Origin of the sequence: Acinetobacter ursingii DSM 16037 = CIP 107286 (genome assembly GCF_000368825.1) — a bacterium.
GTDB lineage: Bacteria > Pseudomonadota > Gammaproteobacteria > Pseudomonadales > Moraxellaceae > Acinetobacter > Acinetobacter ursingii.
This window is the reverse complement of sequence record NZ_KB849717.1, coordinates 1,285,687-1,304,651: the sequence shown is the minus strand read 5'-3', so window position 1 is coordinate 1,304,651 and position 18,965 is coordinate 1,285,687. Positions and strand designations below refer to the sequence as shown.

The 18,965-nt window shown below is 42.5% G+C and carries 16 protein-coding genes; 1 reads left to right on the top strand and 15 read right to left on the bottom strand.

Features of this window, described 5'->3' with window-relative positions:
- Positions 1-8: 8 nt before the first annotated feature.
- From F944_RS13615 to F944_RS13550, 14 genes are all read right to left on the bottom strand, one after another.
- Entirely contained in the window at positions 9-419 is a 411-nt protein-coding gene (locus tag F944_RS13615; protein WP_004991649.1) for a Na+/H+ antiporter subunit G, read from the bottom strand.
- 10 nt (positions 420-429) lie between these two features.
- The gene (locus tag F944_RS13610) at positions 430-705 is read right to left on the bottom strand and encodes a monovalent cation/H+ antiporter subunit F (protein ID WP_004991646.1); all 276 of its coding nucleotides are present in this window, start codon (positions 703-705) and stop codon (positions 430-432) included.
- A complete protein-coding gene (locus F944_RS13605; RefSeq protein ID WP_004991643.1) occupies positions 702-1,232 on the bottom strand; it encodes a Na+/H+ antiporter subunit E in 531 nt (176 codons plus the stop codon). Before F944_RS13605 ends, F944_RS13610 begins: the two co-directional genes overlap by 4 nt.
- Before the next feature lie 3 nt (positions 1,233-1,235).
- Complete coding sequence (locus tag F944_RS13600; protein ID WP_004991642.1) at positions 1,236-3,044, bottom strand: monovalent cation/H+ antiporter subunit D; 1,809 nt, start codon at positions 3,042-3,044, stop codon at positions 1,236-1,238.
- Positions 3,044-3,412 carry a Na+/H+ antiporter subunit C gene (locus F944_RS13595; RefSeq protein WP_004991641.1) on the bottom strand — a complete coding sequence of 123 codons (369 nt, stop codon included), beginning with the start codon at positions 3,410-3,412 and terminating at the stop codon, positions 3,044-3,046. Before F944_RS13595 ends, F944_RS13600 begins: the two co-directional genes overlap by 1 nt.
- Positions 3,409-6,258 carry a monovalent cation/H+ antiporter subunit A gene (locus F944_RS13590; RefSeq protein ID WP_004991638.1) on the bottom strand — a complete coding sequence of 950 codons (2,850 nt, stop codon included), beginning with the start codon at positions 6,256-6,258 and terminating at the stop codon, positions 3,409-3,411. Before F944_RS13590 ends, F944_RS13595 begins: the two co-directional genes overlap by 4 nt.
- A 325-nt stretch (positions 6,259-6,583) precedes the next feature.
- Positions 6,584-7,954, bottom strand: a complete 1,371-nt coding sequence (locus F944_RS13585; protein ID WP_004991637.1) for an AAA family ATPase — start codon at positions 7,952-7,954, stop codon at positions 6,584-6,586.
- A gap of 28 nt (positions 7,955-7,982) precedes the next feature.
- Positions 7,983-9,488 (bottom strand): UvrD-helicase domain-containing protein, encoded by a 1,506-nt coding sequence (locus F944_RS13580; protein WP_004991625.1) that lies wholly within the window; start codon positions 9,486-9,488, stop codon positions 7,983-7,985.
- 9 nt (positions 9,489-9,497) lie between these two features.
- Positions 9,498-10,271: a bifunctional phosphoribosyl-AMP cyclohydrolase/phosphoribosyl-ATP diphosphatase HisIE gene (gene hisIE / locus F944_RS13575; RefSeq protein WP_004991624.1), complete on the bottom strand. Its 774-nt coding sequence runs from the start codon at positions 10,269-10,271 to the stop codon at positions 9,498-9,500.
- Between the two features lie 143 nt (positions 10,272-10,414).
- The gene (locus F944_RS13570; protein WP_004991621.1) at positions 10,415-11,704 is read right to left on the bottom strand and encodes an FAD-dependent oxidoreductase; all 1,290 of its coding nucleotides are present in this window, start codon (positions 11,702-11,704) and stop codon (positions 10,415-10,417) included.
- A 65-nt stretch (positions 11,705-11,769) separates the two neighbouring features.
- Positions 11,770-13,389 carry an ABC1 kinase family protein gene (locus F944_RS13565; RefSeq protein ID WP_004991614.1) on the bottom strand — a complete coding sequence of 540 codons (1,620 nt, stop codon included), beginning with the start codon at positions 13,387-13,389 and terminating at the stop codon, positions 11,770-11,772.
- A gap of 13 nt (positions 13,390-13,402) precedes the next feature.
- A complete protein-coding gene (locus F944_RS13560; RefSeq protein ID WP_004991611.1) occupies positions 13,403-14,071 on the bottom strand; it encodes a ubiquinone biosynthesis accessory factor UbiJ in 669 nt (222 codons plus the stop codon).
- Positions 14,072-14,083: 12 nt separating this feature from the next.
- Positions 14,084-15,028, bottom strand: coding sequence for a bifunctional demethylmenaquinone methyltransferase/2-methoxy-6-polyprenyl-1,4-benzoquinol methylase UbiE (gene ubiE / locus F944_RS13555; RefSeq protein ID WP_004991609.1), 945 nt, complete (start codon positions 15,026-15,028; stop codon positions 14,084-14,086).
- A 171-nt stretch (positions 15,029-15,199) separates the two neighbouring features.
- Positions 15,200-15,904: a DUF8198 family protein gene (locus F944_RS13550; protein WP_004991607.1), complete on the bottom strand. Its 705-nt coding sequence runs from the start codon at positions 15,902-15,904 to the stop codon at positions 15,200-15,202.
- A gap of 203 nt (positions 15,905-16,107) precedes the next feature.
- Between F944_RS13550 and pap the strand changes: the two genes are divergently transcribed.
- Complete coding sequence (gene pap / locus F944_RS13545; protein ID WP_004991605.1) at positions 16,108-17,526, top strand: polyphosphate:AMP phosphotransferase; 1,419 nt, start codon at positions 16,108-16,110, stop codon at positions 17,524-17,526.
- A 66-nt stretch (positions 17,527-17,592) separates the two neighbouring features.
- Here the strand turns inward: pap and tcuC are convergent, their stop codons facing one another.
- On the bottom strand, positions 17,593-18,909 hold the full coding sequence (gene tcuC / locus F944_RS13540) for an MFS transporter (protein ID WP_004991604.1): 1,317 nt from the start codon (positions 18,907-18,909) through the stop codon (positions 17,593-17,595).
- Positions 18,910-18,965: the final 56 nt, after the last annotated feature.

Sequence of the window (18,965 nt, the reverse complement as noted above, 5' to 3'; positions counted from 1 at the left end):
ATTAAATTTCACTCTTTCGGTGGCTCTGAATGAGAATCCAGCGTGCTATTTCTTCTACGATTTAAAAAAGAATAACGATCCCACGGTAAAGGGCGATTGAGGGCTTCAGGGACTTCACCACTCATGGAACGTAAACGTAAATGCAATGCGGCTTGTGCCATCAAATTTGCCGAAACTGGTGCAGTGATAAACGCCAGCAAGGTAATTAACAATTCTGAAAAACCAAATCGCCCATGAAATGCTGAATAAATAATAGAGGCCAACAAGAAGCTACCCAAACCCAGTGTACTGGATTTTGTCGGCGCATGTAGGCGCATAAATAAGTCTGGAAGTCGAATCATGCCGATGCCACCGACTAACATGAAGAATGCACCGACCAACAGAAAGAATGAAACTAGAATTTCCATAATCAATTGCATGAGCATCTCCTTAATCGATCACATGACCCGTAGTGAAATAACGTGCCAACGCTGCGGTGGATACAAAACCGAGCATGGCAATTAAAAGAGCACCTTCAAACAGATTGGTACTGGTCCAGTAAATCCCCAAAACGACGACCAAACAGGTCGCATTGAGAAATAGAGTATCTAAGGCCAGCAATCGATCTACAATTGATGGACCGATTACAAGCCGAATCAGACAAAGAAACATTGAAATGGTAATGGCGACCATACAAATGCCCAAAGCGTAAGGTAAGATGATCATGCTTCTCCTCCTTTATCAGCTTTTACATCAAAAATAGCCATCAATGGCGCTTCATAACGAGATTTGATGTCCTGAATATCCATTTCTTCATTGTCAGTACTGAGTGAATGAACCAAAATATCGCCACGTTCCTGATCGATGCCCGCAGACACTGTACCGGGTGTGGTGGTAATAATCATCGCCAAGATACTATTGACCTGTTCATGTTGGGTTTCCAAAGGTACACGATACCATTTAGGATGTAACCGATCTGTAGGCCCAAGGACCAATTTGGCAACACGAATATTGGAAACAACAATATCCCAAAGCACCACAAAAAACAGATGAATCGCTTGTCTCCAATGAATGTGCGGGGTACGGGTAATAAAGGGCTGTACCAAACGAGGAATCAGGATTGCCAGAATAACGGCAATCAGAATGTTGTCAGCTGAAACGCTATGTGCCAGCATGATCCAGCTCAAACCCACAATGACTGAAACCAACGGATGAGGAAACCAGCGTTCCAGTAAAGCACTCTTTTTTTTCATTTTTTAAGGCTCCATCGGTTTGAGTTCGCTTTCATTGGGTACGATGTCTTGATCCTGTTGTTCCTGCTCAATTTGACGTTTTTTGTACTCTGAAATGTGTTCACCCTCAAGCGTATCATCCGAAATGACATCAGGGATATAATGCGCGTATGGATCAATCGTTTCACCGCCGTATTTAGTTTCAGGCACATAGCTTGGATCATAAGGTTGCACACTAATCACCTGACCAAAACGATCTTTGCTCAAAATAGAATTTGTATAAAGGGCATGATCCTGAATTTGTGCGGCTGTACTTAAGCTATAAGAATAGATCGAAGGTGCACAAATAACATAAATTATTAAGCCTGTTAGAAGTGCATAAATAGTCAAATCATTACGGGCAGGGGCATGATCAGGTAATTTTTGATAGGCAATAAAAGCAGGTTCTTTCTCATTTTCCTCTGGTGCAGTTGAGCGCCAGAATAAAACAAAACCAACGCGGGTTAAGGCGATAATACTCAGCAAACTGACAATCAGGATAATCGCAATCATCCATGCCTGATAAGATTGATCATGGGTCGCTTGTAAAATAAAAACTTTACCGAGAAAACCACTAAAGGGAGGTAAACCTGCCATCATCATGGCAATAATAAAATAAACCATCGCTACAGTTTTGCCCTGTTTCATTCTTGGCGCAACTTTGAGATGATCCTTGAAACTGCCACGTTGTGACGTAATCCAGCCACAGAGTAGATAAAACGCAGCGGCTATCAGGGTGCTATGGACTAAATAATATAATGCGGCGGCCCATGCTTGCGTATTGAACATGGAAATTGCAATGATGATTGTCCCGATGGATGACAGCACCATAAAACCGACGAAGCGGCGTAAACGGTCTGCCCCAATTGCTCCAATCACACCATATAACGAAGTGACTAAACCAATGATCAACAGCCAATGTTTTAAAATATTCTGCGCCAATACATCATCAAAGACAGTGCCATTTACCCTTAAGATCGCGTAAATACCGACTTTGGTCATGATGGTAAAAATAGCAGCAACAGGTGTTGTGGCAACAGCATAGGTTTTGGGTAACCATAAACCCACAGGCAAGATTGCAGCTTTGATGCCGAAGACGACAAATAACAACATCCCGCCTGCAATCGCGAGTTTGTGTTGGTCAGGCTCAAGTGTCGGCAATAGGCGTGATACATCAGCCATGTTGAGGCTACCCACACTGCCATAAATCATACCCAGACCGATCAAAAAAATCGCTGAAGCCAGTAAATTGATGGTGACGTAATGAATGCCTAACTGAAAACGCGCTTTGCCTTGTGTATGTAGTAGCAACACATAGGAAGCCATCAATAACACTTCAAAGAATACAAACAGGTTAAATAAATCACCAGTTAAAAAGGCACCGCAAATTCCCATGAGTAGAAAATGAAACATGGCATGGAAATAACGGCCGCGGGTATCCCATTCCTTGCTCGCAAACCAGAGTACAGGAACGGCCAGTACATAGGTTAAGAGCAACATAAAAGCAGAAAGTTGATCGAGTACTAATACAATGCCAAATGGCGCAGACCATTCACCCAGTTGATAAACTGTAATTTGACCGGTATGGGCAATCAAAAAATAACTGATTGCGGTGGCAAGACCCAATAAAACAGAAATGAGACTGATGGCTCTGCGCCACGGTTGCCGACGATCAGTTTCTAAAGCACCATAACCGGGATTGCCTAAAATGATAAGAATAAAAGCAGTAAACGCAGGAATCAGAATACTAAAAATAGGTGCGTGCATGTTCCAGAAATTGATAAAGTCAATCATCAAGGTTCATCCTCACGCGGGTCATAGTTTAGGGCTGGGTCTTCTTTGGAATCCACATGATCTGTACCTGATTCATAACGACTACGAATTGCAAGCTGTACGATAAATGCTGTTGTGGCAAAACCAATGACAATCGCTGTTAAGACTAAAGCTTGTGGCAAAGGATCGGTCGTTTTAACCGTTTCGGTCAAAATCGCAGGTGCATTCATCTGAATGCGTCCCATTGCAAATAAAAACAGATTGACTGCATAGCCAATCATGGCAAGCCCCAGTACCACAGGAAAAGTTCTGGCACGTAAAATTAAATAGATCCCCGACGCGACAAGTAGGCCAATCGCGGAAGCAAGTAGGAACTCCAGACTAATCATGACGTATCTCCTTCACGTGGAACAGGGCCAGACATGGACGAATGACGTGAATCACCAAGTACCGAAATTAACAGCATGGTTGCACCTACCACCGTGACATAGACCCCGACATCAAACAGTGCCGCTGAAGCAAGGTGTGCTTTTCCTATCACTGGAATATCGACATAGATGTGTGCACTGGTTAAGAAAGGACGTGACCAATACCATGCAGCCATGCCTGACAGACCAGCAATGAGCAAGCCAATCCCAATCCAGAGCTCATATAAACGTCCTGACTTGGCTTTTAGCATCTGTTCAGCTTGATCTTGACCTTGTGCAATATACTGAATAATCAGCGCCATCGAGGTTACTAGACCTGCAATAAAGCCACCACCTGGATAATTATGTCCGCGCAAGAAAATATACAGACTGACCACTAAAGCAATTGGCAACACCCATGAGGCTGTGGTTCGTAACATCAAGGGTGATGGATTAAAACGATAGGTGAGACCTTGCGTCACACTGGTACCATGAATCCGCATACCATCCATGAGACATAGCGCACCAATAGCCGCAATGCCCAAAACAGTAATTTCCCCAAAGGTATCAAAACCACGAAAATCGACCAGAATCACATTCACTACATTGGAGCCGCCGCCTAAAGGTAGCGATTGCTGCATAAAGAACCATGACAAAGAGTTGTGATCACGAGTCAATATTAACCACGCAATCCAGCCAATACCTAAACCACCGATAATGGCAATCATCGCATCACGCCAACGTCTGGAGCGTCTGGATTCATACGGTGTTAGTTGTGGCAGTAATGATAGACTCATCAGCAATAAAACAGTGGTCACAACATCGACGGTAATTTGCGTCAGCGCCAAATCAGGTGCAGAGAATCCAATAAAGATCATGGTCACGACTAGGCCAATCGCACCGCTAATCAACACGGCTTTAATTCGTTCATGGTGAAACCAGAGCATCATCCAGCAGGCTGAGAATAAAATCAGCCATAACACAATGGCGATCATCGGCGCATGAGTCAGTTCACGTGATCCTGTGCTCAAACCTTGATTAAATAAAGGAATTGAGACTATAGCGATGCTGAACAGTACGATTAAGAATAGATAAAGTTGTAAAGAACCTGTTTCAGTACTGCGTTTAATTTTACGGCTGCCCAACAACAAATATTTTAAAAATTTATCAAATAAAATTCTGCCCTGAAAATTCCCCAAATAAGGGTCAAGATCGATATGTCGAATACGTCCATCTTTCGCGAGAGCGAAATAGAAAACTGTGCCACCGATTAAGGCAATCAGACTCATGATGAGAGGTAAATTGAAACCATGCCAAATCGCCAGATGTACGCCTGCAAACTCAGGCATGGCCAGACTGGCACGGGTTGCCCCATTGACTATATTTTCAACTAGTAAGGCAGGAATAATGCCCACTAAAATACAAAGTATGGCGAGTAAAGTTGCAGGAAGGCGCATTCCCCAAGCGGGCTCGTGCGCATCCTTGTTGGGAACTTTCTCACCGACGGGACCATCGAAAAATACGCCATGCACCATGCGTAATGAATAACTAACTGCAAAAATGCCTGCCAGTGTGGCCACAATCGTCGAGAAAATTAAAGCGCTACCATTCAGGCTTGAAACTAATTCTGTGAAGAACATTTCTTTGGAAATAAAGCCATTGGTCAGCGGAACACCCGCCATCGATGCCGCCGTAATCATGGTCAGGGTGGCAGTAAAAGGCAGTAGTTGCCAAATGCCACTGAGTTTGCGTAAATCTCGGGTTCCTGTTTCATGATCAACAATGCCTGCAATCATAAACAGCGCCGCTTTAAATGTGGCATGATTGATAATATGGAAAATGGCTGCGGCAACAGCAAGGGGAGAGCCAATCCCCAATAGGCATACAATTAAACCAAGATGGCTAATGGTCGAATAGGCCAATAAGCCTTTGAGGTCTTCTTTGAAAATGGCAAAAAAAGCCGCCATACAAAGCGTAAATAAACCGACAAAAGTGACAATATTATGATAAATCGCCGCCCCTATAAAAATCGGAGCAAGACGAGCGAGTAAAAAAATCCCTGCTTTGACCATGGTGGCGGAATGCAAATAAGCCGATACAGGCGTTGGCGCAGCCATGGCATTGGGAAGCCAAAAATGAAAAGGAAACTGTGCACTTTTGGTAAATGCACCCAGTAAAATTAAAAGTAGTGCAGGAACAAATAAGGCATGAGACTGGATCATCTCTTTCATATTGACCAGTTGATCAATCTGATAGGTTCCAGTAATTTGCCCAATCAAAATAAAACCCCCAAGCATGGCTAGACCGCCCATGCCTGTAATGGTCAGTGCCATTCGAGAACCACGTTGTGCGGCCTCGTAATGGCTCCAATAGCCCACCAGTAAAAAAGATGAAATACTGGTTAATTCCCAAAACACCAAGAGCAAGATTAAATTATTGGAGAGTGAAATTCCGAGCATGGCTGTCATGAAAACCATGAGCAGCATATAGAGCTTGGCAAGTGAGTTACGAGGGCTTAAATAATAATAAGCATAAATATAAATGAGGGTGCCAATGCCTGTAATCAGTAGGCTAAACAAGAGTCCAAGTGCATCCAGACGAAAGCTTAAATTCAGTCCAAGCTGTGGTAACCAGTCCCAGCTTTGTAAAATGGCTGCACCAGCAAAAATCTGTTTTGCCTCAGTCAGCAATAACCCAAAACAGGTCAAGCTGACTGCAATTGCCCCTAAAGCCGTTGCTTCCCGCGAAAAACGCTGTAGCAATGCAACAAGGGTGGTGCCTAATATTAACGGTAGCAAGATAATAATCGGTAGCACACTCGTATCCATGTGGTGATTTAGGTCGGAACCTAAGCGTGAATCTTATTTTTCAGGATGTAAAGGAAATCAAGGAGAATTCCAAAAGTTTGACACCTGAAAACCATAAATGTAGGTAAAAAGAAAAAACAAGTTGTATTGCGCGACTTGCAAGAAACAAAAAATACGTGTGAAAAAGTATACAGCGCTAACCCTGCATCTGTTTACTGTTTTTACACTAAAATAACAAAATATCAATCACTTAAAGATGTGTTCGGAACACTTGCTTTCAAGTGTATTGATAGTTATTTTCAATCATAACATGAAAAATGATTTGATGCCTAAATTATGAAATCCTTTATTTTTCGGACAATCTTGATTCATTTAAATGCTTGGTATCTGATTGCAAATATTGCAGAATCTCTTGTTTTTGTGCATCAGTTAAATACGCTAATAATTCAAGCAGCTGATCTACATCGGGTTCATTGGCAAGTATCGGACTTAGATCATTCAAATCAGGTTCTGAAGAATGATTAAATAAATTTTGGTAAACATGGTCATAGAGATCATGGGTATTTTCGAGCACTAAGGGTGAAATTTGCTTATTGGACAAACGCAGACATTGATAATCAAATGCATGTTCAAGCAATTCTTCACGATTTCCAGTCACGATCAGTTGTAAACGTGGAAAAGCCTGATGTAAACGCGGCAGGATCTCACGACATAAAGTTTGATCGAGTTGGGTATCGATCTGATCAATCAGTACAATGCCTTCACCTTCAAGACAGGGATAAAGACTTAAAGGATTCAGCAAGCATAAGCGACGTACAATATCTCCTACCAATGCAATCCATGTTTTCATGGAGTTGGAAAGTTGTTGATAGCTTAGATTTTGTCCTTGATAGCTGAGCATCAGCTGAAGTTTCGGCTGATATTGTAGATAAATATCGGTAATATCAGGGAAAACAGTATTTAGACTGCTTTTTAATGCCTGCAAATTGGGAGAGTTGAGCTGTGCATGCGTCTGAAAAATTTCCTGTTCCAGATGTTGCAAACTCTGCGCATTAAATTTATCTAAAATATGTTGTAGCAACTGTGCACTTTGAGCATTTTCGATATCACTGATTTCGCGGAACCACTCAAAGAAACGGGCAAAGGTGGTAAATGGAATTGCCGCGACATCATAGGCGGAAGAAGCCTGAAATACCGCAGGAATATTTTTACTGAGTAAATTGATTTCATTGATAAATCGGTCAGATGGATAGTAGGCAATACACGGTAGACCTTGTAAAGGATCCTGTTTAATAGCTTTTTGATATAGAGCCGTTAATTCTTCCAGTTGTTGTGTTTCTGCCTGACTGATGCCAATTCCCTGACTATTCAGGGTTTTATAAAGTTTCCATGTACAGATTGAGGCATCACTTTCCTGAGATTGACTGCCTTCTGGAAGTTGTCCGATTTCGGTTGGAATTTTAACACTCAGCTCTATTCTGGATTGGATTCTTGAATTTAAAATATCCTGATCTAGCATGACCACACCCGCCGTACGACTATCTTTTAATCGTGCTGGAAACCAGCTCAAGGCTTGGTAAATGTGTTTAAGGAGTGTGGTTTTACCCGTCGCCTGTTCACCTAAAATGAGGGTGATGGGTTTATGTGGATAAAGAAATTGAACCTGTAAATTACTAAACAAGCCTGTATGTTTAAGACGAATAGATTCAAGTTTCATATGCTCACCAGAGTTGGAACGCGATGTTTTAGACCGCTACGGATTTGCGTAAACTTTGCGGTGCTTGCAGTTTGAGCTGCTGAACAAGGTCATAAATATGATGAATATTTAAACTTACTTTAGCACGTGTACAGGCTACGTAAAGCAGTCTCAGTTCTTCATCACTTATTTTATGTTCCAATCCATTGATTTTAAACTGATAATCATCTTCCAGGTGCACCCGATCCCATTCCAGACCTTTGGCTTTATGCGCAGTGGAAATCACATAATCTGCTTGCTCAATAGGCGTGATTTTTGCCAATGCACGTTTTAAAGGATCCGTACCATGATCATCGACCAGTTTGACCAATGGTTTAATATCACTACCATCGTTGGTTTCACAATATTCATGCACATCATGCCATGAATTAAACCAAGCCAGTTCTGGCACATCGGTTACGCGTTTGCCTTGTTTTAATAGACTTGCAGCATCGACAAAACGATTGAGTTTATTATGATCGGCTTGCAAACTGACTTTATCGCCATGTACCAGACCTGCCAGTAGTAGTTCCATTGCACGGGCATTAGTACGACAAAGAATGGCATCACGTTGTTTGGTATGGGGTTTATTGACGACTTTTGAGTTGAGATTTGGATTGCCTAACAAGGGAACTGTTTCATCCAAACCACTTAATAAATAGTTGGCGACATCGGCGATTTGTTCACCAAAACGAAAGGACGTAGTTAAGCGTGATTCGGGCAGTGGTAGTTGCTGCATGGCATTGACTGCACCGCGCCAAGCATAAATTTGCTGATGTGCATCACCGACATAAATCACTTGTGTGCTACGTTGTCTAAGCAGTATCCCGAGCATGAGTGGATCGGCATCCTGTGCTTCATCAAACAATACATAATCGGCTGGAATATTCGGTTCAGAGAGTGCCCAGAGTTTCAGGTAAATATCATGCCCAATTCCTGCCTGATGATTTTGGTCAATCGATTCTAGCCAACGTCGTTCCACTGCGGGATAGAGGTGTTTTTGCAGGCTTTCAATATCATCAGGATGTAGCCAACTGGGCGCTTGAATATGACGTGGCGCGGGGTATTGCGAACTGGTCGAGCAAAAATAACTGACCGCATTGGCGACCAAACTGGCCAGACGGCTGGGCATCAATACATATTTTTCATATCGTCCGCCCATCATACGGCGCAGGGTCACAGGTTCCAAGCGATAATCTTTCGCCATAAAACTTGGGCTTAAACGGGGTAAGCGTAACTTATCGGTGACACCACGTGGAACACTACGGAAGGCTAAAGAGTGAAAAGTACGACAGTCAACGTTACGATGAAATTTCTGTTGTGCTTCACTGGCAATGGCTTTATTAAATGCCAGATACATACCACGCCGCTGAGGCATGGCATCACTAATCAATTGTAATGTGGTGGTCTTACCTGTGCCTGCATACGCGATAACTTTAAAAGATTCGCCCAGACGCGCATTATCGATAGCTGTTGCCTGTTCATACGTCGCTTTGGGTTTCTCAAAATTAGACACAGTCAATAATTATCCTTGCGTACGATTAGCTTTTTCAACCAGACCTGAGAGTCCCTGACGACGTGCCAATTCCTCCAGTACCAGTTTGGGATCGAGATCAAAATGACCGAGCATGACGATACTATGGAACCATAAATCGGCAGTTTCATAAATCAGATCATTTAAATGTTCCTGTGTCGGTTGAACGGCATAATCTTTGGCAGCAATGATCGTTTCAACGCTTTCTTCGCCGACTTTTTCCAAAATTTTATTCAAGCCCTTTTTATATAGACTTGCAACATAAGAACTATCAGCATCTGCTTGTTTGCGCTGTTGCATCAATTGTCCCAAATGCGCCAAGACATCGACCTGTTCTTGTCGGGTGCCATGATCATGCGCTTCAGTTTTGGCAGAGGCACCATAAATGGCTGTCGGATCTTTCAGTTGCGCATCGACAATTTCCCAACCTTGCGGTGTGAGTTTACGATAAAAACAAGACTCTCGACCTGTATGACAAGCGATTCCACCATGCTGTTCCACTTGCAATACAATCACATCACCATCACAGTCCAGACGAATTTCATACACGGTTTGAAAATGACCTGACTCTTCGCCTTTGTGCCAGAGTTTTTGACGAGAACGTGAGAAATAAACCGCTTGTTGTTTTTCTGCGGTTAGAGCAAATGATTCACGATTCATCCAAGCCACCATCAAAATACGGCCGGTTAGATGATGCTGTGCGATGGCTGGAATAAGACCTTGTTCGTTAAATTTTACTTCATCGAGCCATTGCACGTTGTTCATAAAGATTCACCAGAATTATGGATTAAATAAGTTCATTTGCGGTTATTCATCGCACTCTATAGTGTACGGCATCTGTTGATCATTTCGGAAAAAAACTCATCTTTTTTATGATGGGAAGCGTTGAGCCTTAACCAGTTCTAAATTTAGTTTTGACTTAAAATAGATGATTGAGACTGCGATTGCGCAATTTCCGCATAATTCATATGCTGTAGCGGAGAGGTTTTTAAGCCCGAAATAGTCAGTGCCATTTGTTTACGTAAATAAGGAATTTGGTACATCCAATAAAAACTCACATCTCGGAACGAACCTGCCCAAGTTGAATCAGATTGATAGAAGGGCGTGAGTAGCCGACTTAACATTTGATAAAATTGAGTGGAAGAATAACGTAACTGATGATAATGCTGCCAGAACATGGTCCAATCGACTTGCTGATCTGGAAATTGTTGCATGGCTTGTCCTAGTGCCCACGCATCCAATAAGGCCATATTGGCGCCTTGTCCTAGTTGAGGGCTCATCGCATGCGCGGCATCACCAATGACCCCTATACGACCTTGTCCAAATTTTGTCATCACTACATCGCGATATTGAGCAGATAACCATTGTAAACTGTCTTGTTTCTGCATGACTTGTTCAAGCCAGTCAGCAACAGGTTTCCAGCGAGGAGAAATTTGCTGAAGCAAAAATTCATGTTTATCGGGATTATCTAAAAAGAGTTGTAATTGCTGAGCTGGCAAACTCCAAAATACGCTCGAAAGACGTTGAGTCGGAGCTTGTGGAATTGCGCCTGTAGGCAATATGCCCATCATGATTTGTGAATGGTCATAAAATTGATGCAAAATTTGTGGATCTAAGGTTTGGCATTCAGGAACGATACTCCACACCGCACCCCACGGATAAGGCTTATCGACTTTTACCCAAGACGTAGGGCGTAAATGACTACGTGCACCATTGGCAATGATGACTGCATCGAAGTTACTCTCAAAGGGTAGTCCAAGATGCTGACCGAAAATTGTGACGCCCTGCTGATGTTCTTGTAAGCGATGAATATCATGTGCCATTTTCCAAGTTACAGATGCTGCATAGTCTTGTAATTTTGAACTCAGTAAATGACACAAGGTTGCGCGATGAATCCCGATACCATAATGTTGTGGATCGACTTCATGATAATGACTATTGACCAGTAAGCGTTGATTAGCCAGTCGACCTTCCAGACCTGTGACGATTGCTCCGAGTTTTAAGGTGTCTGGTAAAATTCCCAAATGCTCAAAAACTGCCAATCCAGCAGGTTGCAATAATAGCCCCGCACCTACAGGTTGTAGACGCTCAACTTTTTCAAATAAAGTGACATCAATGTCTTGGCGAGCCAATAGAATCGCGGTGGCCAGACCTGCGGTTCCTGCACCAATAATAGCAATATTCTTGATTTTTTTCATTATTATCGATCTTTTATTTTGAAAATAGATGAGGAAAAATATAGCTTCCCCATCTTTAATACCAGTTATTTAATAATACGCCAAACCGCGAATAGCGCAGTCATCGCAATCAAGACAATGGAAATATACCACGGTGAAATAATGGCGATAGTTAGTAATATCAATATGATACTGCCAAATATCCAACTACGCTGCTGTTGCTGTTGAATCTGCATACGCAATTGTTGAATTTCCCGAACTTGACGATCATGCCATGCAGATTGATTTTTTAAACCGTTTAAACTGTCAATAAGTAGAGTCGGTAAGTCATGCGCACCCAGTATTAAATCTGGAATTTGCTGACCAATTTCTTTCATGTTTTTGACAGGATTCATATTGGATTTGACCCATTCGGTCAAAATCGGCTTTGCCAGGTTCCAAATATCTAATTGAGGGTAAAGATCTGTTCCCAATCCTTCGACATGCACCAGTGTTTTCAGGAGCAACATCAATTGTGGTGGAATTTCCAAACGAAAGCGTCGGGCAATATCCATGACCTGCAATAAAATGCCAGCGAAATCCAGTTGATCCATCGGCTTTGACACCATTGGCCCAACGGTACGACGCATTTCTCGAGCCAATGCATCCTGATCGGTTCCTGGTGGAATCCATCCTGCCTGATGCACAATCTGAATCAGTTGCATGAAATTATTATTCATGACCGCCAGCAACATCCGTGCAACGGTCATCTGATCCTGTTTGGAGAGTTCGCCCATAATCGCACAGTCCAGTGCAATATAACGCGGTGAAACAGGATTGATAGTTTCGACAAAGACATTGCCGGGATGCATATCGGCATGGAAAAAATTATCACGAAAGACTTGGGTAAAAAAGATAATCAAGCCTTTTTCTGCCAGTTCAGCGCGATCCATGCCTAAACGATCAAAAGTGGCAGTATCTGAAATAGGCACACCGGTAATTCGCTCTGCGACCATGACATCTTTACTGTCCATATAGACTTCTGGCACATACATCATGCTAGAACCCGTAAAATAATGGCGCATACGACGGGTATTATCAGCCTCAATGGTTAAATCTAGTTCATTTAAAATGATCTGGCGATAATCCTGAATAATTTCAGTCAAATGTAAGGCACGAGCGGCTTCTAAACGACTTTCTAACCATTGACCTAACCAGGTAATGATTTCAAAGTCTTGTAAAATTTGTACACGAATATCAGGACGTGTGACTTTAACCACCACTTCACGACCATCATGCAAAGCCGCGGTATGGACTTGGGCAATTGAAGCAGCAGCTAAAGGTTGCTCATCAAAACGTGCAAATAAAGTATTTACATCAGCTTTTAACGATTCCTGAATACGTTGTTTGGCGACTTGTGCATCGAAAGGTTTGACCTGATCTTGCAATAAAACCAGTTGCGATAAGACTTCAGGTGGAATCAGGTCACGGCGTGTGGACAATAACTGTCCTAATTTAATCGCCAAGGGCCCCATATCTTCAAGCGCTTGTTTGAGCTTCAACGGATTTTTTCGTTCACGACTCGACCAAGCAGCTGGGTGTAAGCGAATCAAAGCCAAAGCATGCCGAGCTTTTGGGGGTAATTCTTCCGCAGGGAACAGGGTGTCAAGTCGATAATGTGCTGCAATGCGCCAAAGTTCGAATAACCGTGTAACGTGCGGAATCATAATGGGATATTACCTAATCGTTTGTTCTATTAAATTGAGAGTTAAGCTGTTGCAGTCTGGCTTCAAGGCGATCAATTTCCTGATTAAGCTGCCGTGTGGACTGATTCAGATCATCCATTTGCCAACGGGGTGCAAAAAGACCGCTGTCTTCTTTAATGGCATCTTCTGCAAAAAAGAGATGACTTTGCAGACTCCGTTTCATCTGTTTCGGCACCAGACTGATTTTAGCCAATTCATGCGCCAAGGTTGGACCAATCCACGGACTTAAATGGGCTGCCAGATCTGGTTCAGCTTGCTGCATAATGCGTTGAATATCCTGTAACAGATGGTAGTCACCTGTCAGAGGGATATTCCCAATTTGATCAGCATCGCCGACTAAAAGCTTGAGTAATTCCACCACATTTTTAACATGTAGTGTGGCGGTGGCTTCGCTGATCCTGACTTGTTCATCAAAAGGACGCGTTTCAAATATAGATGGTGCTGAGCTATGACCTGTCACAGTAGGCTCAAGGCGAACTTTATTATCATCAAAAAAAACATCAACCGAAAGCTGCGGACTATCGATCACGACTCGCAGCAATTGCCCCTGTAGTTGATTCAACTGGATGCGGGTAATGGCATCCAGATTAATAAAATGATGAATACCGCGTTCGACTGCACCGAGCGCAAGAATCGACCACATAATCATTGACCTTTAAAGTTTAAAACCACGATGTACCGCAACGATACCACCTGTTAAATTATGATAGTCGCAGCTTTGGAAGCCCGCTTTTTCCATCATGCCTTTAAGTGTACGTTGGTCAGGGTGCATACGAATGGACTCAGCCAGATATTTATAGCTTTCCGAATCGTTTGCTACCAGTTTGCCCATGATCGGCAATGCAGTAAATGAATATAAATCGTATAGTTTTGAAAAAGGTTCAAATACAGGTTTTGAAAATTCAAGGATCAGTAATCGACCGCCTGGTTTTAGGACGCGATACATTGCTTCAAGTGCGGCATCTTTATCCGTGACATTGCGTAACCCAAAACTAATCGTCACCAGATCAAAACTTTCATCTGCAAAAGGTTCTAATGTTTCAGCATTTGCCAGTACAAAATCGACATTGGTACAACCTGCATCGAGTAAGCGGTCACGACCCACATTCAGCATCGATTCATTAATATCAGATAATACCACATGCCCCTGTGGCCCAACTTCACGACTAAAGACTTTGGCGAGGTCACCTGTACCGCCTGCAATATCTAATACCTGTTGACCGCGACGAACGCCAGACATATTGATGGCAAAGCGTTTCCAGAGGCGATGGATACCAAATGACATCAGGTCATTCATGATGTCGTATTTGCTGGCAACCGAATGGAACACTTCTGCCACTTTCTGTGCTTTGTCTTCGGAGCTTACGGTTTGATAGCCGAAGTGGGTAGTTTCACCGACGTTACCTGTCCGACCTGCACCACGCGGGAGGTTGTATTTCGGGACATGATGGCTTTGCGAATCAGTAAAACCTTGTTGTAATGATTGTTGCTGACCTTGCGCTGTACCTTGCGGAAGTGGTTCATTTAGGAAAGGATTGTTGTTGTCTGAACGCGATGCCTGCTCAGTTGAAAAAGTGGGCTTTTGATTTTCGTTAGACATCTTGTCGCTCCTAAATTTAAACACATTATAAAGTGATTATGGCTATCTGCATGATGACAGAGTTTAGTATGGTTTTACAGTCATCATCATACAATCGTAATTAATACTATACCGAAAATGATAAAAATAAGGCATTTCATGCCTCTTTTAGCAGCGCATGCAGATCAGAAATTAGCGAAAAGGATCGGGATGATCCGAATGCACTTTCTCGATAATATCACGTTCAACTGCACTAAAGGTTTTAATAAATTGTTCTGCGGATTTAAGCGGTTTCATGGCAACAAAACCTTCCTGAATAAACTCATACATCAAGTCAAACTGATATTTATGTGCTGCGCCTTTACACATTTTAAAAGCAGCATACATCATCAGTGACCGCATATATTTATCGAGGGCCTCACCCAAGTCATCCAGAAGTTGTAGCTGGATCAAACGTTGCTCTTTTTGATCCAGTTTGACCAGCGTCTGGCGCATCATTTCGTCTGTGATTGGTGCATCTGCTGGATAATCTTTAAGTAATTGAATGGCAATTTGCTCATCCAGTTGCATGGCGAGTACAGCTAGACTGACGGATTTAGTTCCCGTTTTTATGGCATTGTCTGGTAACAGTTTTTCTGCTTTGTGGGCATATTTAAGTAGACGTTCAATTTGTAACGCCAGTGGATCAAAATCTGGGCCACCATATAAACAATTAAGAAAATACTGCGCCATCAACTGATTTTTAGGCTGATCAAAATGTGCTTGATGCGTGTGTTTTATCCGCTCTTTAAGCCAGTGCTGGGCATCATTTAAACGCTTTAATAATACGGGGTCGTGATGATATTCAAAGGCATTATACTGTTGAAGTAAGTTGTCAAAAGGAGCAAGTTTGGACATTCAAATAACTCAAAATAATCAGTTTATCAAAAGCATAAAAGGCTTGAATCAAGAGCGCTATGACGTTTCCATATTAAAATAGTGAATTCGAAGTCAGTCCGATTCAATAGATGATCAATTGACATAAATAGTACATGCATTTGCCTCAAGCTGCCCGAACATTTGGTTATACTCAAAAAAATAAGCAAAAAAATGTATAGATCATGAGTGAACAACAAGCACATTGTGAGTTAATTGATGAACATCGTTTATCTATCGATCTGATCGAAGCTCAATACACTTTAAAAAATAGCTGGGGCCAAAAAAATGCTAAAAGTGTGTTGGTACTGGTCAGTGGAATAGAGCTGGCAGGAAAAGGTGAGTCCGTTAAACAACTCAGAGAATGGGTCGATCCAAGATATTTAAAAGTCAAAGCAGATCCGCCGAATATGTTGTCAAATGATCAGGCATTTTGGCAGCCTTATGTCAATTTTATTCCGCGTGAAGGTCAAATTGCGGTGATGTTTGGCAATTGGTATAGTGATTTATTAACCACGGCGATGCATGTCTCTAAACCATTGGATGAAACCCTGTTTGATGCCTACGCAGAAAACATGCGAGCCTTTGAACAAGATCTAAAAAATAATCAGGTTGATGTGATCAAAGTCTGGTTCGATTTGTCGTGGAAATCACTCCAAAAACGTTTAGATCATATCGATGCTTCTGAGCGTCAATGGCATAAATTGCACGGTTTAGATTGGCGTAATAAAAAGCAATATGACAATTTGCAAAAGTTGCGACAACGTTTTACACAAGATTGGATCATCATTGATGGTGAAGAGCCAGAAGTTCGTGATCAAAGCTTTGCACAGTCGATCTTACAGGCAATGAAGGATTTACCGGAGCATCCCACACAGGGGCAGGAACATTGGCCACAGGCCTTAATTCCACATGAACTGCTGCATCCTGATGCAGAACAGATGGAAAAGGCAAAATATAAGAAAAAACTCAAAAAACTGAGCCGCCGTGTCGCTGAAGCAATGCGTTACGATGAGCGTAAGGTCGTGATTGTCTTTGAAGGGATGGATGCTGCAGGGAAGGGTGGCTCGATCAAGCGGATTATTAAACGGCTTGATCCGCGTGAGTACGATATTTTTACCATTAGCGCGCCAGAAAAATACGAGTTGCGTCATCCGTATTTATGGCGTTTTTGGACAAAGCTGGATCATTGTAGTGATATTCGTATTTTTGACCGAAGTTGGTATGGTCGGGTTTTGGTGGAACGTGTAGAAGGTTTTGCCAGTGAGTTAGAATGGCAACGTGCGTATGATGAAATTAATCGTTTTGAGAAAGATTTAATTGATAGTCAAACGGTTATTATTAAATTTTGGTTATCGATCAGTAAAGATGAGCAAGAACAACGTTTTCATGCCCGAGAAAAAACCCCGCATAAACGCTTTAAGATTACCGAAGATGACTGGCGCAATCGCAGTAAGTGGAATGAATACTTAAATGCTGCCGCAGATATGTTTGAGCGAACCAGTACCGAATTTGCACCGTGGACGATTGTGGCAACTGACGATAAATACACGGCACGTATTCAGGTACTGAAAACGATTTTAAAACAACTTCAGGCTGATTAAAGAAATCAGTTTTTGTATCTGGCCTCTGACTTGAATGATATCTTCAAGTCAGAGGTTTTCAGTGAATTAATGTGATGAAGTGGATGCCAGTTGTGCCTTAATTTTTGGCGGTTGAGTCGTTTGTGACTGACGTTGACGGAACACAATCAATGTTGCAATCAGGCTCACAATTGCAGCAAACATCAGCCAAAAAGCAGGCATACTTTTGCTGCCACTTTGTTCCACCAGATACGTCGCAATCATCGGCGTCAAGCCACCAAACACAGACGTTGCCAAACTATAAGCCACCGAAAATCCTGCAATACGTACCGAGCTTGGCATCATTTCAGTCAGTGACACCACCAGCGCACCATTATAGAAACTATACAGTAGCGACAACCACAACAATGCCATCAGCATATGGCTTAGACTAATATTTTGCGTTAACCAACTGAGAAGTGGATAAGCCGTGATAAAAATCAGGGTGGTGGTCGTAATCAACAGCGGTTTACGTCCAAATTTATCAGATAAATAACCGCCAATTGGCAATAAAATAAAATTGCTCGCACCGACCATCACGGTTGCAATCAAACTTTCTGCGGTCGTCAGATGCAAAACTTCTTTACCGTAAGTCGGGGTGTAAACCGTAATAAAATAGAACATGGTCGTGGTGGTTGCGACCATCGACATTCCAATCAACACGATTTTCCAGTTGGCTGCCAATGTAGACAGAATTTGGCGAGTGGTTGGATGTTCCTTGCGTGATGCAAAAGCTTCGGTTTCCTGTAACGATTTTCGTAACCAGAAAATAAAAGGAATAATGGCACAACCTACAAAAAATGGAATGCGCCATGCCCAAGCATCCACTTGCGCTTTGGTAAAGGCGAGACTCACGACATAGCCCAATGTTGCTGCAAAAATAACCGCAACTTGTTGGCTGGCAGATTGCCAACTGGTCATAAAACCACGGTTATGCGGTTCTGCAATTTCAGATAAATACACCGAGACACCGCCAAGTTCGACACCTGCTGAAAAACCTTGTGCTAAACGTCCAATAAAAATCAGCGCAGTTGCAGCGAAGCCAATCGTGGCATAGCCAGGTGTCAGAGCAATAAGCAATGAACCCACCGCCATAATACTTAACGTGACCATCAAACCTTTACGACGACCAATCCGATCGACATAAGGGCCTAAAACTAAAGCACCAATCGGGCGAATCAGAAAACTCACTGCGAAGATCAAGAAAGTCTTCATCAACGCGGCATAGCTACTGTCAGAATGGAAAAAAGTCTCACCAATGGCTTTGGCATATAAACCAAACAAAAAGAAATCGTATTGTTCGAGAAAATTACCGCTGGTTACATTAAAAATGGCACGTAGGCGCGAAGAAGATCCATGTTGCACAACGACTCTCCCTAGTTTTTGTCATCGTTGCAGCAGGATAAAAATGAAATATTTAA